The 16,532-nt window shown below is 27.8% G+C and carries 17 protein-coding genes and 1 other RNA gene; 16 read left to right on the top strand and 2 right to left on the bottom strand.

Going from position 1 to position 16,532, the window contains the following annotated elements; translation table 11 throughout:
* Positions 1 to 138 precede the first annotated feature (138 nt).
* The 6 genes from helD (at position 139) to ACTNAO_RS06260 (ending at position 6,397) form a co-directional block, all read left to right on the top strand.
* Positions 139 to 2,415, top strand: a complete 2,277-nt coding sequence (gene helD, locus ACTNAO_RS06285) for an RNA polymerase recycling motor HelD (protein WP_441027599.1) — start codon at positions 139 to 141, stop codon at positions 2,413 to 2,415.
* 119 nt (positions 2,416 to 2,534) lie between these two features.
* Positions 2,535 to 2,777, top strand: a complete 243-nt coding sequence (locus ACTNAO_RS06280) for a DUF1292 domain-containing protein (RefSeq protein WP_441027561.1) — start codon at positions 2,535 to 2,537, stop codon at positions 2,775 to 2,777.
* Positions 2,778 to 2,791: 14 nt separating this feature from the next.
* Positions 2,792 to 3,175: a hypothetical protein gene (locus ACTNAO_RS06275; protein WP_441027560.1), complete on the top strand. Its 384-nt coding sequence runs from the start codon at positions 2,792 to 2,794 to the stop codon at positions 3,173 to 3,175.
* A gap of 119 nt (positions 3,176 to 3,294) precedes the next feature.
* Positions 3,295 to 3,481, top strand: a non-coding RNA gene (gene ssrS / locus ACTNAO_RS06270) — 6S RNA.
* A 168-nt stretch (positions 3,482 to 3,649) separates the two neighbouring features.
* Positions 3,650 to 3,994 (top strand): starch-binding protein, encoded by a 345-nt coding sequence (locus ACTNAO_RS06265; protein WP_441046098.1) that lies wholly within the window; start codon positions 3,650 to 3,652, stop codon positions 3,992 to 3,994.
* A 141-nt stretch (positions 3,995 to 4,135) separates the two neighbouring features.
* Entirely contained in the window at positions 4,136 to 6,397 is a 2,262-nt protein-coding gene (locus ACTNAO_RS06260) for an alpha-amylase family glycosyl hydrolase (RefSeq protein WP_441027558.1), read from the top strand.
* Between the two features lie 101 nt (positions 6,398 to 6,498).
* Here ACTNAO_RS06260 and ACTNAO_RS06255 read toward each other — a convergent pair whose 3' ends face one another.
* A complete protein-coding gene (locus ACTNAO_RS06255) occupies positions 6,499 to 6,708 on the bottom strand; it encodes a hypothetical protein (RefSeq protein ID WP_441027557.1) in 210 nt (69 codons plus the stop codon).
* A gap of 351 nt (positions 6,709 to 7,059) precedes the next feature.
* Between ACTNAO_RS06255 and ACTNAO_RS06250 the strand changes: the two genes are divergently transcribed.
* From ACTNAO_RS06250 to ACTNAO_RS06240, 3 genes are all read left to right on the top strand, one after another.
* Complete coding sequence (locus ACTNAO_RS06250) at positions 7,060 to 7,278, top strand: DUF896 domain-containing protein (RefSeq protein WP_441027556.1); 219 nt, start codon at positions 7,060 to 7,062, stop codon at positions 7,276 to 7,278.
* A gap of 11 nt (positions 7,279 to 7,289) precedes the next feature.
* Positions 7,290 to 8,213 carry an HPr(Ser) kinase/phosphatase gene (hprK, locus tag ACTNAO_RS06245; protein WP_441027555.1) on the top strand — a complete coding sequence of 308 codons (924 nt, stop codon included), beginning with the start codon at positions 7,290 to 7,292 and terminating at the stop codon, positions 8,211 to 8,213.
* Between the two features lie 370 nt (positions 8,214 to 8,583).
* Positions 8,584 to 9,975, top strand: coding sequence for an aminopeptidase (locus tag ACTNAO_RS06240; protein ID WP_441027554.1), 1,392 nt, complete (start codon positions 8,584 to 8,586; stop codon positions 9,973 to 9,975).
* Positions 9,976 to 10,062: 87 nt separating this feature from the next.
* Here the strand turns inward: ACTNAO_RS06240 and ACTNAO_RS06235 are convergent, their stop codons facing one another.
* The gene (locus tag ACTNAO_RS06235) at positions 10,063 to 10,899 is read right to left on the bottom strand and encodes a PHP domain-containing protein (RefSeq protein ID WP_441027553.1); all 837 of its coding nucleotides are present in this window, start codon (positions 10,897 to 10,899) and stop codon (positions 10,063 to 10,065) included.
* A 140-nt stretch (positions 10,900 to 11,039) separates the two neighbouring features.
* Here ACTNAO_RS06235 and ACTNAO_RS06230 point away from each other — a divergent pair, with 140 nt between their 5' ends.
* From ACTNAO_RS06230 to folK, 7 genes are read left to right on the top strand one after another with little or no spacing between them, the layout of a single operon-like run.
* Positions 11,040 to 11,630 carry an anthranilate synthase component II gene (locus ACTNAO_RS06230; RefSeq protein ID WP_441027552.1) on the top strand — a complete coding sequence of 197 codons (591 nt, stop codon included), beginning with the start codon at positions 11,040 to 11,042 and terminating at the stop codon, positions 11,628 to 11,630.
* Positions 11,620 to 12,984: an aminodeoxychorismate synthase component I gene (gene pabB, locus ACTNAO_RS06225; protein ID WP_441027551.1), complete on the top strand. Its 1,365-nt coding sequence runs from the start codon at positions 11,620 to 11,622 to the stop codon at positions 12,982 to 12,984. Before ACTNAO_RS06230 ends, pabB begins: the two co-directional genes overlap by 11 nt.
* A gap of 12 nt (positions 12,985 to 12,996) precedes the next feature.
* Positions 12,997 to 13,752, top strand: coding sequence for an aminotransferase class IV (locus ACTNAO_RS06220; RefSeq protein ID WP_441027550.1), 756 nt, complete (start codon positions 12,997 to 12,999; stop codon positions 13,750 to 13,752).
* 3 nt (positions 13,753 to 13,755) lie between these two features.
* Positions 13,756 to 14,316, top strand: coding sequence for a GTP cyclohydrolase I FolE (gene folE, locus ACTNAO_RS06215; protein ID WP_441027549.1), 561 nt, complete (start codon positions 13,756 to 13,758; stop codon positions 14,314 to 14,316).
* A gap of 5 nt (positions 14,317 to 14,321) precedes the next feature.
* Positions 14,322 to 14,852: an HD domain-containing protein gene (locus ACTNAO_RS06210; RefSeq protein ID WP_441048056.1), complete on the top strand. Its 531-nt coding sequence runs from the start codon at positions 14,322 to 14,324 to the stop codon at positions 14,850 to 14,852.
* Positions 14,853 to 14,873: 21 nt separating this feature from the next.
* Complete coding sequence (folP, locus tag ACTNAO_RS06205) at positions 14,874 to 15,686, top strand: dihydropteroate synthase (protein WP_441027547.1); 813 nt, start codon at positions 14,874 to 14,876, stop codon at positions 15,684 to 15,686.
* Positions 15,687 to 15,688: 2 nt separating this feature from the next.
* Entirely contained in the window at positions 15,689 to 16,510 is an 822-nt protein-coding gene (gene folK / locus ACTNAO_RS06200) for a 2-amino-4-hydroxy-6-hydroxymethyldihydropteridine diphosphokinase (RefSeq protein ID WP_441027546.1), read from the top strand.
* Positions 16,511 to 16,532 lie beyond the last annotated feature (22 nt).

Genomic DNA, 16,532 nt, shown 5'->3' with positions numbered 1-16,532 from the left:
TAGGAGTAAAAATATCCTCAATTATTAATTCTTAATCCTTAATTATTAATTATCAAAGTTGTAAGTGATAAAGAACAGAAAGCTTAATGAAGCAAATATTTGAGGCCACATTAAAAAAAGGAGGTGTAATTGTTAACAGTGAACTCAGAGTTAGAGTGTGAAAGAGAAGTTTTAAAAGAAAAAAGAAAATTAATAAAAAAGGAACTTGAAATAAAAAATGATAATTTAGAAAATGCTTTTGAAAAATATAAAGCTTTAAGTAAGGAAGCTAAGGGAAGCTATAGTGAAGAAAAGGAAACATCAGAAAAAATATATAATGTTTTGCTTAAGGATATAAGAAAATATGAATCAGCTATAGATGAGCCTTATTTTGGACGTATTGATTTTAGAGAATACATGGGTGATGAGGAAAGCGTATATATAGGAAAAAAAGGAATAAATAGTAGTAAGGATGGAGAAGAAATTGTAGTTGACTGGAGAGCACCTATTGCGGATCTTTATTATAGTGGCACTGGAGGTAAGGTATATTATAAGGCACCCAAGGGAATAATAGAAGGTGAGCTTAATTTAAAAAGAAAATTTTTATATGATAATAATCATAATTTAGATAGAATCTTTGATGAAGGAATAAATGAAATTATTTTAAATAATGAAGAAGGTCTTGTAGATGAATTTTTAAAAATAAATCTAGAAGAAAATACAGGTAAAAAGCTTAAGGAAGTAGTTGCAACAATACAAAAAGAACAAAATGATATTATAAGATGGCCTAAAAATATTCCGTTAATTGTGCAAGGATCAGCAGGTTCTGGTAAAACTACTATAGCACTTCATAGGCTTGCATATCTTTTATATAGATATAGAGAAGCTATAAAAGGAGAAGAAATTTTAGTTCTTGCACCTAATAAATTGTTTTTAAATTATATATCAGATATACTGCCAAACCTTGGAGCTGATAAAGTAAATCAAAGTACATTTGAAGAGCTTATACTTAAAAAGTTAAAACTAAGAGGCAAAATATACAATAAGGATCAAAAGCTTGCAAATATAATAGAAGAAAAGGATCAAAATAGAAAAAACTTAATGGTAAGATCAAGCAAAATGCGAGGAACTCTTACATTTAAATCTATTATAGATAGATATATTGTACTTTTAGAGGGAACTTCTCTTGAAATAGAGGATATTAAAGTTGAAGGATATTGTCTATTTTCTAAAAAAGAAATTATGAGGCTGTATTTTAACGATCTTAAATATTATCCTATTAACAAAAGAAAAGATGAAATAAAAAAGCATCTTAACGGTAAATTAAAAAATAAAATGGAAAATATATTAATATTAATAGATCAAAAATGGAATAGTCAGATTGTATCAGTAAAAAAGGAAATGGAAGATTCTAAAGAAAGAAGAGAAAAGCTTATAGAAGTATATGAAGCACGTGACAAGATAAAAGATTCCATAAAGAAAAATGCTAAAAAGGTTTTTAATGATTATTTTAAAAACTGGAGAGGAATAAATTCAAAAGATATTTATTATGATTTTTTTAATAATAAAGAAGCATTCTTTTTAGCTGCTGATAAGGAAATTCCTGAAGATTTGTATGAATTTATGAAAGATGAATATAATTACAATTGTGAAAATAATATTATAGATGAAGATGATATGCCTGCCCTTGCACATATTAGGAATTTGCTTGAGGGTATAGAAGAAAAGGAAAAGTTTAAACATATAGTAGTAGATGAAGCCCAGGATTATAGTCCTTTTCAAGTATTTTTAGTAAGTGAATTTTCTACTAACAATTCTTTGACATTAGTTGGTGATTTAGCTCAAGGAATATATTATTATAAAGGTCTAAAAAAATGGGATGATATAACAGAAAAATTATTCTTAGGTAAAGGCACCTTTAAGGAGCTTTCCCAAAGTTATAGATCAACAGTAGAAATAATAGAATTTGCTGATAAAGTTTTAAAAGCACAAAATGTTGGGCTTATTAGTGCAAAGCCAGTTTTAAGACATGGAAATAAGCCTAAAATACTTAAAGCTAGTTGCAAAAATGAATATATATCATTAATAGAGCTAATAATAAAAAAAGTACATGATTTAGGAAAAAGTACAATTGCAATTATTACAAAAGATTTAGAAACTGCAAAAGTTCTTAATAAATTTTTAAAGAGAAAAATTAAATATAAGTATACATTAGTAAGTGGTAAGGAAAAAATGATAGATAGTGATATTATAATTATTCCATCCTATCTTACAAAAGGGTTAGAATTTGATTGTACAATAATTTTTAATCCTACTGATAAGTATTATAGTGATAATATTTTAGATAAAAGATTATTATATGTTTCTCTTACAAGAGCACTTCATGAGGAATATATTATCTATGATGAAAATTTCAGTATTACACAATTTATTTAATTTTAAATTACAAAAGTGTAAAAATATTTACAAGATTTAAAATATTTTTAGATATTACTTGACTAGAAATAATAAAAAATATAAAATTATCATACTAAATTATAAATAGGGGTGATTTTTTGGAACAAAAAAATATAATGAAATTTATGGATGAAGATGGCAATGAAATTGAATTAGAGGTAGTAGAAAGAATAAATATTGAAAAAAAAGAATACTTATTATTAGCACCTTTAGATGAAGATAGTGATGATGTATTTGCATTTAGAATAGATAAAGTAAATGATAAAGAAGAATATAATTTAGTAGAGGATGATGAAGAATTTAATAGGGTTAAGGATGCATATGATAAGCTATTCGAGTAGGAGTGTGACATAAAATGGAAGAAATAGTAGATTATTTAGAAAGTAATGGATTAACAGAATTAGAAGTAGTAAAATCAACTAAAGAATATATAGCAGTTAAATTTTGTTATGATTATGATAAGGATGAAATTAGTGCAGCAGAAGCTTATTCCAATGAAGAGGGAGATTGTGAAGAAGGAAGTACTGAGTGGTATGAAAATTGGTATTTGCCTTATCTAGTTGATATTGCAAAGGACAATATTCAAGAGATAGTAGAAGAAATTTGTGAAGAATTTGATGTGGATGGTGAATTTAGACAAATAGAAGAATATGAAAATCACATAGAATTTTTCAAGGGATTAGTAGTATTTAGTGCTGATTCAACAGATATAGATTTTGAAGATTTCCTAGATCAATAAATATAAATAATTTAGTAACAAAATATTCAAAAAATAGTAACAATAAACGATTACATTATTTAAAATAAGTACTTGAAAAGATTAAATTATATGCTATAATAAATACATAAATTAAATAAAAAGTCCTGAGATGTTCGCCTAGTTTACTGTTTCAACCTACATTACATTTCCGGGATTTGCAATAATATTATGGCTGTTGGACTTCATATTTCACTTTGTGGCAGAAGATAACAAAAGTAATATGAGCAGAACCCACCTGCGAGGCGCAGGTATGGATAAGTAGACAAACGGCATGTTGGGAAATGATTAGTTTTTAGCACCTCAATACTTAGTATTGAGGTGTTTTTTGTATTGAAAAAAATTGAATAATGAGTTAATATAAAAGGAAAATGAATACATTTTTAATAAAAAGTGGGGGATAAAAATGATAACAAAAAAGAAAACAGTAGCTACTGTTTTTGTAAGTATTGTAGTATGCTTACTTTAATAATAACTGCTGCAGGAAGTTCAAGAAGTATATTTGCTTCTTCAACTAGTAATGGGATAATAATTCATTATAAAGATGAATATGAAAATCCTAAAATATATTATTGGAATTCGTTACCGAAAAACTTAGAAGTAGACTGGCCAGGGAAGAAAATGAAAAGTGAAGATAATGGTTGGTTTACAGATGCTATAATAGGTAATAAAGCTGTAGTATCAGATGGGACTTTAACTACTGATGCAATATCTAAACCAAATATGAGAATCTATGTTTTAGATACAAGTAAAACAAAAGCTCCAGGAAAACTTTCTGGATATAGTCCATATTTAAAATAAAAAAATTAAGCTGTAGAATAAAAATTTCTGCAGTTTATTTTTAATAAATTAATTGAAAACGGTTAAAAAACATGTTAATATGATATTATGTAATTGTAAACAAATTTTGAATTAAATTTACAAAAAACTAAGGGGGATATCATGAGTAAATTAAAAAGTAAAAAAAGTTTAATTAGCCTTTTTGTTTGCTTGGTACTATTAGTTGGAAGTGTATTTGTTACTACAACTGCAAAATCAAGTAGTAGTACTATTACTGTTCATTATAAGGGTGATTTTAGTAATCCTAAAATTTACTATTGGAATGCACTTCCTAAGAATCAGGAAGTAGATTGGCCAGGTGAAGATATGGATGAAGACTCAGATGGATGGTTTACTTACACATTCAAAAATGCAACAAAAATCAATCTATTATTTAATGATGGTAATGGAAATCAAACAGAAGACTTAACTGCTAATTCTAGTGAATGGTGGTACAATGATGGTAAATGGACAGATGAAGATCCTACATCAGGTGATAGTGGTGAAGATAAGCCAGGAACTGGTGGCAGTGAAGCAGGTAGCACAACAGGTTCTCAGCTTACTGACAGAACAGATTTTAGAGAAGAAACTATTTATTTTGTTATGACTACTAGATTCTATGATGGTTATAAAGATAATAACCTTCATTGTTGGGATGAAGATACAAGCATGAAAAAAACTGAAGGAGATCCAGGTTGGAGAGGAGACTTTAAAGGTCTTATAGAAAAGCTTGATTATATTAAAGCTTTAGGTTTCTCAGCTATTTGGATAACTCCAGTAGTAGAAAATGCCAGTGGTCTTGATTATCATGGATATCATGCAATTAATTTCTCAAAAGTTGATCCAAGATATGAATCACCAGGAGCAACATATCAAGATTTAATTGATGCATGTCATAAAAAAGGACTTAAAATAATTCAAGATATAGTTTACAATCATACAGGAAACTGGGGAGAAGAAAATCTTTTAAAGACATTTAAAAAGAAAGATACAGGACTTGAAAGTGCAGAAACTTGCATGGTTCCAACAGCAGAAAGTTTAGGAACAGCAGAAGAATATTTTTCACAAAAACCAGGAATTCAATATGATAAGAGACTTGCACTTTTAAAGAATACTGATGGTGTAAACCATGATACTAATTATATTTATCACCACTATGGTAACTTTAACTGGGATGAATATGATTCACAACTTGCTCAAATTGCTGGTGACTGTGTAGATTTAAACACAGAAAATCCAAAGGTAACTAATTACTTAAATGATTGTTATAAGAAGTATATTTCAATGGGAGTAGATGGCTTCAGAGTTGATACTGTTAAACATATTTCAAGACTTACTTGGAATGAATCTATACTTCCAGAACTTACTAAAGCAGGTGGAGATAATTTCTATATGTTTGGTGAAGTTTGTACAAGAGATAGAAATTACTGGTATAGAAATACTCCAGGTTTATCAGCTCCATTCTATACTTGGAAAGAAAGTAAAGAATATCCATGGAGTGATAATCCAGAAAATAATATTAAATTAACAGAAGAAGAATTTAATGATAACAGAGATCCAGAGAGTCAACCAACAAGCGATAATGCTTTCTTAAATGGAAATGACTATCACACACCAGATAGATCAAAGTTCTCAGGAATGAATGTTATAGATTTCCCAATGCATTGGAACTTTAAGAATGCTCGTGATGCATTTAGTGTTGCACTTGCAGGAGATCATTCTTATAATGATCCAACATGGAATGTAACTTATGTTGATTCACATGACTATGCTCCAGATTGTGCTCCAGAAGGGGAAAGATTTAATCAAGATCAAAAGGTCTGGGCAGAAAATTTAAATTTAATGTTTACATTTAGAGGAATTCCTTGTATTTATTATGGTTCTGAAATAGAATTCAAAAAAGGTAAGAATATTGATCCTGCTAATCAAAAAACAACATTTGAAGAATCAGGAAGAGCATATTATGGTGAAAACTTAGAAGGTGATGTTACTGCAACTGATTTTGGTGAATATACAGCAAGTGGTACAGTAGCAGAAACATTAAAGCATCCATTAGCACAACATATTATAAGATTGAATAAAATAAGAAGAGCAATTCCAGCACTTCAAAAAGGTCAATATTCAACTGAAGGAGTTTCAGGAGATGGAATGGCTTATAAGAGAAGATATACAGATAACAAGACAGATAGTTTTGTATGTGTATCAGTTTCAGGTGGTGCAACATTTACAGGAGTACCAGCTGGTAAATATGTAGATGCAATTACAGGTGATACTATAAATAGTGATGGTACATTAACTATTCCAGCTATAGAACAAGGTAACATGAGAGTATATGTTTTAAATGGAAGTGGCCAAATAGGAGAAAGTGGTAAGTATTTAAAATAGTATAATAAAAAAAGGTTGTCCAAATTGCAATAAAAATGCTGTGGACAACCTTTTTTAAAATATATTATAAATAAATATATGTATTTTAAAAATACTATTTATTATGCAGCAATATCTTCTACAAAAAAGTAATTTTGTGAGTTAGCTACCTTATATTTTTTTGCAATAAAATTTTGATATTTATGAATGTACAAATCTAAATTTTGTGACAATTTTACTGACAAAATACATGTTGGAGGGAGGAATAATAGTAAGAAATTTAATAACATTTTCCTCCTCTCAATTTTTTTTAATATTCTTTTTGAGTTCATAATCTAATCTCCTCTCCTTTCATAAATTATTATACTTAAGTATGTATATATTATATCATTTTATACATAATTGTAAAAATATTTCATACGCCATTCTGTGACAATTATTAACAATTTTAAATGAAATAATTATTTTATTTAATAAAACCATATCTAAAATATTTACATTAAAGATATACAAAAAGAAAAATGTCTAAAAGTAATTTTCTTAATATGCCTTTTATATGAAATTAACAATAAAGGTTGATATTATTAGTTCTTATATGCAATAATAATAGTATGTTTTAATTATTAAATGTATGTAGTTTGGATTTTTATAATTATAAAAGTATATATAAGGAGTATCAACATATGGATATTAGAGAAATTAAGATTGAAGAAATAAATATTAGTGAAATGAAAATTGAAGAAGTAATAGAAAACATAAATTATTTATATAAGAAAAGTCAACAAATAGGGTTAACTGATGAAGAAAAAGAACTTCAACAAAAACTTAGACAAAGATACATAGATAATGTAAAGAGAAATTTCAGGGCACAATTAAATGGTTTAGAATATAGAAAAAAATAGGGGGGATTAATTTGGCAGTAACAGTAGGAAAACTTATTGAGGATTTAAAATTGGAAGTTTTAGTTGAAGGGGATAAGGATAAAGAAATTACTGTAAACGATATAAATAGACCTGGACTTCAGCTATCAGGTTATTATAATTACTTTGTCCCAGAAAGAGTGCAGGTTATAGGAAAAGCAGAGTGGAGCTTTTTAGATGATATGCAACCTGAGATTAGAAAAAAAAGACTAAAAAAATATTTTTCTTTTGATATGGCATGTATAATTATCTCAAGAGGTCTTGAGGTCCATGAGGAGCTTATACTAGCAGCTCAAAAGAAAAATGCATGGGTTCTTAGAAGTCAATTAGTAACAACTCAGATAATTAATAAAGTAACAATGTACTTAACAACTAAACTTGCACCAGAAACTAGAATTCATGGGGTTTTAGTAGATGTATCAGGTATAGGAATATTAATTACAGGTGAAAGTGGAATTGGTAAAAGTGAAACAGCTCTTGAACTTATAAAGAGAGGTCATAGACTTATTACAGATGATGCTGTTGATATTAAGGAAATTGATGGAACCCTTATAGGAACATCTCCAAAGGTTACAATTGGTATGCTTGAAGTAAGAGGAATTGGAATTATTGATGTACCATCCCTTTATGGATTAAGTTCTGTACTTCAAGAAAAAGAAATACAGCTTGTTATGCATTTTGAAACATGGAAGCAGGATAATAATTATGATAGATTAGGCATAGATTACGAATATATGGAAATACTAGGTGTAAAAGTTAGAAAGCTTACGGTTCCTGTAACTCCAGGTAGAAATATAGCAGTTATAATTGAAGCAGCAGCAGTAAACTATAGATATTCTTTAATGTCTGAAATTACACCTGTTGATATTATTACAAAGAGAATGGATGAGGAAAATTCTGTTTCTAATAATAATTAATAATTATTATAGTTAGGCTCAAAGCATTAGTATAATTAGATTCTTGTATGAGATTAGGTATCGGCTTTGAAGTTGTAGCTTGTCCATCCATCATCCATACAATATATAATTAAAATTTTTGCGAGGAAGGAGCAAAAATGTCCTTAATTATTAATTATTAATTCTTAATTCTTAATTCTTAATTATTAATTATTAATTCTTAATTCTTAATTCTTAATTATTAATTATCGAAGTTGTAAGTGATAAAGAACAGAAAGTGAAATGAAGTAAATAATTGAGGGCACAATTTAACAAAATAAATAGAAATGTGTTAATATAAAAGAGTAACAAATAATATTATAAAAATTATAATAGAGTTGGAGATGGTAATATGAATAAAAAAGTAGAGAATGCATGGGAAAAGTATACTGAAAAGCAAAAAAAAGAAGTTTTCGCATTTAGTGATGAATATAAAAAATTTATGTCAAGGTGTAAAACTGAGAGAGAATGTGTTAAAGAATCAATAAGAATAGCTGAAGCAAATGGATTTAGAAATTTAGATACAATTATAAAAAATAATGAAACATTAAATCCTGGCGATAAAGTTTATGCTATTAATATGGAAAAGGCTCTAGCGTTATTTGTTATAGGTGAAAGACCAATGGAAGATGGTCTTAAAATTTTAGGTGCTCATATTGATTCACCAAGACTTGATTTAAAACAAAATCCGCTTTATGAAGATACTTCATTAGCATTTTTTGATACACATTACTATGGAGGTATAAAAAAATATCAATGGGTTACATTACCTTTAGCAATACATGGTGTTGTAGTTAAGAAAAATGGTGCTAGAGTTTCAGTTGTTATTGGTGAGGATGAGGATGATCCAGTAGTTGGAATATCTGATCTTTTAGTACATTTATCTCAAACACAACTTGAAAAGAAAGGTAATAAGGTAGTTGAAGGTGAAGATTTAAATGTATTAATTGGAAGCATACCTTTAAATGGTAAGGATAAAGAGAAAGAAAAAGTGAAAAATAATATCTTAAAACTTTTAGATGAAAAATATGGAATAGATGAAGAAGACTTTAAGTCTGCAGAACTTGAAATAGTTCCAGCTGGAAAAGCAAGAGATTATGGAATAGATAGAAGTATGATTATGGCTTATGGTCAAGATGATAGAGTATGTGCATATACTTCATTAATGGCAATGATGGATATAAAAGATGTAGATAGAACATGTGTATGCCTTTTAGTAGATAAGGAAGAAATAGGAAGTGTTGGCGCTACTGGAATGCAATCAAGATTTTTTGAAAATACAGTAGCAGAAGTAATGGATAGAAAAGGAGAATATTCAGAACTTAAACTTAGAAGAGTCTTGAAAAATTCAAAGATGTTATCATCAGATGTAAGTGCTGCATATGATCCAAATTATCCATCTGTAATGGAAAAGAAGAATGCTGCTTACTTTGGTCATGGAATAGTATTTAATAAATATACAGGAGCTAGAGGTAAATCTGGTTGTAATGATGCTAATGCTGAATACATAGCAGAGCTTAGAGATATACTTGATAAAGATAATATATCATTTCAAACAGCAGAACTTGGAAAAGTAGACCAAGGCGGTGGTGGTACTATAGCATATATACTAGCATCATACAATATGGAAGTAATTGATTGTGGTGTTGCACTTCATAATATGCATGCACCATATGAAGTGTCAAGTAAAGCTGATATTTTTGAAACATATAAAGCATATAAGGCATTTCTTATTAATGCTTAATTAAGCTAGCGTGACAATATGGCCACTTAATTCTTATAATAAATAATGAAGAATTAAGTGGCTTTTGCACTGCACTTAAAGTCAGCCTTAATTCATTAATTTCTTCAAAAATTCCTTTAGAAATTCATCATTATATCTATTGCTTATGCATCCAATATCCCCATGTTTTGTATCATTTATTAAATCTCCGTGGAAATCAGAACCTGCACTTATAAGAAGTCCTTTCTCTTTTGCAACATTAATTATTTTTTCTTCAAATTCTTTTGTATTTTGAAAATAAATGCCTTCTATACCATCGAAGTCCATATTAAGAAAATCTGATATAGGTGATTTGTTAATAAGTATAGGATGTGCTAAAAATACTAAAGCATTATGTCTTTTTAAAAGACTTATACCTTCTTCTGTAGTTATTTTTGTAGTAGGAACGTAAGCCTTGCACTCTTTTCCTATTAATTTTTCAAATATTTCATCAAGGGTGTAGTTATAAGAAGAGTCAATTATTTCGTGAGCTATATGAGGTCTTGCGATAACTCCATTACTTCTTTTTAATACATTTTCAAAAGAAATATGTATATTAAATTCACTTTCTAATTTTTGTATCATTTCTTTAGCACGAATTGTTCTTCTATTTTTTAACTTATCCAAAAAATCTAAAAGTTCTTTATCTAAAAAAGATTTATCTTTAAAATATCCAAGTATATGTATACTTTCGTTATTATAATCTGTTGAAAGTTCTATTCCTGGAATAAAATTTATTCCTAGATTCTTAGCCTCATTAATAGCTTCACAAAGTCCAAGAGTAGTATCATGATCTGTAAGTGCATAGTAGTTTAACCCTTTTTCTTTTGCTCTTTTTACCATATCCTTTGGTGATAAAAGTCCATCAGAGCATGTTGAGTGGGTGTGAAAATCAACCTTTTGCATAAATTATCCTCCTAATATTTAAAATTGCGACAAAACTTGCGCTTTTATGTTATAATCTATAATTGATATATTTATAATGTAATTATACATTATAATATTATCTAAAACCATTTTAAATAATATAATAAGGTGATATAAAATTGATATTGATGATAGATAATTATGATTCATTTGTATATAATCTTGTAAGATATTTTGAAGAACTTAATGAAGAAGTACATGTTGTAAAAAATAACAAAATAGACATAAACATACCTTTAGATAAAAAATATGATGGAATTGTTATTTCACCGGGTCCTAAAAGCCCTAATGAAGCTGGTCTTTCTCTTAAAATTATTGAAAAATATCAAGGTAAAATACCAATTCTAGGTATTTGTCTTGGACATCAATGTATAGGTAAATATTATGGATATAATATAAAAAGGGGAAAAAGGCCATATCATGGCAAGGTAAGTGAAATATATCATAATGGTAAAGGTATATTTGAAGGTATTAATAATCCCTTTAAGGTTACTAGGTATCATTCACTTATTATAGAAGAAAATCCCAATAAGTTAAGTGAATTAGATATTATAGCAAAAACAAAGGATGGTGTTATTATGGCTGTAAAACATAAAAAATATCCTATATTTGGTGTGCAGTTTCATCCGGAAGCACATCTTACAGATAATGGTCATAAACTTTTAAAAAATTTTATAAAAGAATGCAAGAGGTTCAAAAATGAAATTTAAAATAGAAATGATGAACAAATACTATGAGCCTTTTTATGTATATAATATTTTTAAAAATAGGGAAGATTCAATATTTCTTGATAGTTCAAAGGAAGATGAAAATTTATCAAGATTTTCATTTATTGCATTAAATCCTATAAAAAAGCTTGTAAAAAGGAAGGATGAACTTTTGGTTGATGGAAAAAAGAAAAATCCTTGTGATTTCTTTTATGAACTTAACAAGCTTGTAGAAACTTATAAAATTTATTATGAATCAGATATTCCTTTTGTATCAGGATTAGTTGGTTATATGTCTTATGATTTAGCTCTTGGAAATGGAATGAATTATTCAAGCTTCAGTGATAATTTAAATATAAAAGAAGAAGTAATTCCAGAAGCAATATTTGCTCTTTATGATAATATAATTATATTTGATCTTATAAATAAAAAAACATATATATCTTCTCTTGGAATATATAATGAAAATATTTTAGATATAATAAAAAATAATTATAAAATTATAAGTGAAGAAATTTTAGAGAAAGATACAGTAAGCGTTGAATCTGATTTTAATGAAGAAAGCTATATAGGAGCTTTAGACAAACTAATTGAGTATATAAAAGATGGTCATGTTTATGTAACAAATATGACAAGAAGGGTAGAAGGTAATACAAATAAAAAAGCATTTTCAATATATGAAGATCTTAGAAAAATAAATAAAGCACCCTTTTCAGCCTTTATGAATTACAAGGATTTTCAAATAATTTCATCTTCTCCAGAAAGATTTTTGAATATTGTGAATAAAAAGGTTATTACAAGACCTATTAAAGGTACAAGACCTAGAGGAAGTACAAAAGAAGAAGATAATATATTAAGAAATGAACTTTTAAATTCAGAAAAGGATAAATCAGAACTTTTAATGATTGTGGACCTTGAAAGAAATGATTTAAGTAAAGTGTGCAAAGCAAATACTGTAAAGGTACCGGAACTTTTTAAAATAGAAGAATATGATACAGTGTTTCATCTTGTTTCTACAGTAGAAGGAATTTTAAAGGATAATATATCATCTGTTGATTGTATAAGAGAATGTTTCCCTGGTGGGTCAATTACAGGTGCACCAAAACTTCGTGCTATGGAAATTATAAATGAACTTGAAAAATCAAATCGTGGTATATACACTGGAATAATAGGATATTTTGATTTAAGGGGAAATGCAGATTTTAATATTGTTATAAGAACTATACTAAAAAAAGATAAAAAGGTCATTTTTGGTGTAGGTGGAGGCATTACTTATGAATCTGTAAAAAAAGATGAATGGCTTGAAACTATAGATAAGGGGAAAGCACTTATTAGAGCGTTAGGTATAACTAATTAAAGAGGTGTTAAAATGAGGGAGATAATATATAATAAGGACAGAATTAACTTAGATGATGGAGTATTTTTTGGAAGAGGAGTTTTTGAAACCATATATTCAAATGGAAAGCTTGCTTTTTTAAGTGAACATATATCAAGACTTAAATCTTCTATGAAAATTTTAAATATGGAAGAATTAGAAGAGGAAAAGTTGTTAGATTTTATAAATTCAAATAAATTTATAAATGGTGCTGTAAAAATATTAGTAACTGAAAAAAATATAATAATAACAGAAAGAAAAAGTCCTTACAATAGAGAAAGCTATGAAAAAGGATTTAATATAACCTATAGCAGTGTTTTGAGAAATACTACATCTATATTGTCTAAAATTAAATCAATAAATTATATAGAAAATATAATAGAAAAACAAAAGGCAGTAAAAGCTGGATATAATGATGTTATATTTTTAAACGAAAAAGGTTTTATTTCTGAAAGTAGTTGTGCTAATATTTTTATAGTTAAGAATGATAAAATTTTTACTCCTGATAAAAATCAAGGACTCTTAAGTGGTATAATAAGAAATTGGATAGTAAAGAATTATGAGGTAGAGGAAAAAGCTATTAGTAAAGAAGAAATTGAAAATGCAGATGAAGTATTTTTAACAAATAGCTTAATGGGAATAATGAGTGTTAAAAGACTCAATAATATAAAATATTCACAAATAAATAAAGCTAAATGTATTATGGCAGCATATGAAGAAATTATAAATAAATATACATCTTGGAGGTAGAAAATGGTAAACAAAGAAAAAGTACGTGAAGGTGTAAAACTTATATTAGAAGCTATAGGTGAGGATGTAAATAGAGAAGGTCTTGTAGAAACTCCTGACAGAATAGCTAGAATGTATGAAGAAATATTTTCTGGAATAAATAAAGAGGCTAAAGAACATTTGCAAAAGACATTTAAAGTTGATAGTGATGATTTAGTACTTGAAAAAGACATTACTTTCTATTCTATGTGCGAACATCATTTAGTGCCTTTTTATGGCAAGGTGCATATAGCATACATTCCAAATGGTAGGGTGGCAGGTCTTTCTAAACTTGCAAGAACTGTAGAGGTATATGCTAAAAAGCCACAACTTCAAGAAAGACTTACAAAGGAAATTGCAGATGCGATAATGAAATATTTAGATGCAAAGGGCGTTATGGTAGTAATTGAAGCAGAACATATGTGTATGACTATGAGAGGTGTGAAAAAACCAGGTACTAAAACTATGACTACTACATATAGGGGTCAGTTTAAAGAGGATTATAATTTAAGAAAAGAAGTACTATCATTAATTAAGGATAGGTAATGACTTTGGATAGAGTTAATGAAATACTAAAAAGCAAAAAATTCATAGAATATGTATCAGAATTAAAAAGGCTTGAAAAGAATAGAGTCTTTTGCAAACATGGAATAGATCATTCTCTAGATGTTGCAAGAATATCATATATTAAGGTTCTTGAAAATAATTTTAAATTTTCTAAAGAAGTAATATATGCAGCTGCTCTTTTGCATGATTTAGGCAGAGTAGACGAATATAAACATGATATACCTCATAATGTAGCAGGTGTAAAAATAGCTAAAGAAATTTTAAATGAAACTACCTTCACTACAAAAGAAAAAAATCAAATAGTAAATGCAATTTTAAATCATAGAAAAAAATCAAATGATTATGAATTTTTTCATAATGAAGAGGATATTTTAGATGATGATTTAAATGATATAATTAAGCTTTCTGAAATTATATTATCAAGCGACAAGGAATCAAGAAATTGTTTTGATTGTGATTCAGTAAATATGTGCTATTGGGACGAAAATAAAAAGAATTTTAAAATTAAAATATAACATAAAAGGAAGATGATTAATTTGAAAATTGGAAATAGGGAATTTGTATTAGGTGAAAGAACATATATAATGGGAATACTTAATTTTACTCCAGACTCATTTTCAGATGGAGGCAAATTTAATAATTTAGATACAGCCCTAGAAAGAGTAGATAAAATGATAAAAGATGGAGCAGATATTATAGATATTGGTGGTGAATCAACAAGACCTAATTTTGAAAAAGTATCTGAAGAAGAAGAAATAAAAAGAGTAGTTCCTATTATAAAAGCTGTAAAAGAAAAATTTGATATTCCGGTATCAATAGATACATATAAGGCTGGGACAGCAAGAAAAGCTTTAGAAGCAGGAGCAGATATGGTAAATGATGTATGGGGATTTAAAAAGGAACCTGAAATAGCAAAAGTAACAGCAGAATTTAATGTTCCATGTATATTAACACATAATAGGGAAAATCCTAAATACAATAATTTAATGAATGATGTTTTAATGGATTTAATAGATAGCATACATATAGCTATGGAAGCTGGAGTTAAAAGAGAAAATATAATATTAGATCCAGGAATAGGCTTTGCTAAAACTTACGAAGAAAATTTAACAGTTATGAATAATCTAGAAAAAATAAAAACTTTAGAGCTTCCGGTGCTTCTTGGAACTTCTAGAAAATCAATGATAGGATTAGCTCTTGATACTGATGTAAATAATAGATTAGAAGGAACTATTGCAACAACAGTAATGGGAATAATGAAAGGCTGTGAATTTATAAGGGTGCATGATGTTCTAGAAAATAAAAGAGCAGCTGTTATGACAGATAAAATATTGCAAGTAGGAAGGTAATTATGGATAAGATAATTGTTAAAGATTTAGAGATTTTTGCAAATCACGGAGTGTTTAAAGAAGAAAAGGTTTTAGGACAAAAATTTGTAGTAGATCTTGAACTTGAAACAGACATAAAAGAAGCTGCGGCTTACGATGATTTAAATAAAACTATTAATTATGGAGCTCTTTCTTTAGAAGTGGAAAAACTTCTTAAAGAAAAAAGCTATGACCTTATAGAAACCGCTGCAGATAAAGTATGCAAATATATACTTATAACTTACCCATCAGTAAAAAAGTGTAGTGTTACATTAAAAAAACCTTTTGCACCTATAGGAAGATCTGTTAAGTATGCCGCAGTAAATATACAAAGAAGCAGTCATGAAGTTTATCTTTCTATTGGAAGTAACATAGGTAATAAAGAAGCTAATTTAAATGAAGCAATAAAAAGACTTGAAAGTTACAATGAAATTACAGTAGAAAAAAAATCAACTTTTATAAAAACAGAGCCATGGGGCTATTTAGATCAGGAAGAGTTTTTAAATGGTGCCTTAAAAATAAATACCATATTTGATGAAAGAGAGCTTATGAAGGTACTTTTATCTATAGAAAAGGACATGAAAAGAGAAAGAAAAGTTAAATGGGGACCAAGAATAATTGATCTTGATATAATATTTTTTGATGATTTAGTATCTTCTGATGAATTTGTTACACTTCCTCATCCAAGAATGGAGGAAAGAGAATTTGTACTTAAACCATTAAATGAAATTGCTCCCTTTAAGCTTCATCCGATACTTAAAGAGAGAGTATTTAAATTGCTAGAGAAATTAAGAATTAAGGATTAATAATTATTAATTCTTAATTTCA

This window comes from Clostridium sp. HCP1S3_C6 (assembly GCF_052066735.1).
In the GTDB taxonomy this organism is placed as follows: domain Bacteria; phylum Bacillota; class Clostridia; order Clostridiales; family Clostridiaceae; genus Clostridium.
Note: the sequence above shows the minus strand (reverse complement) of the source record. Positions and strands in the feature narration are given on the sequence as shown.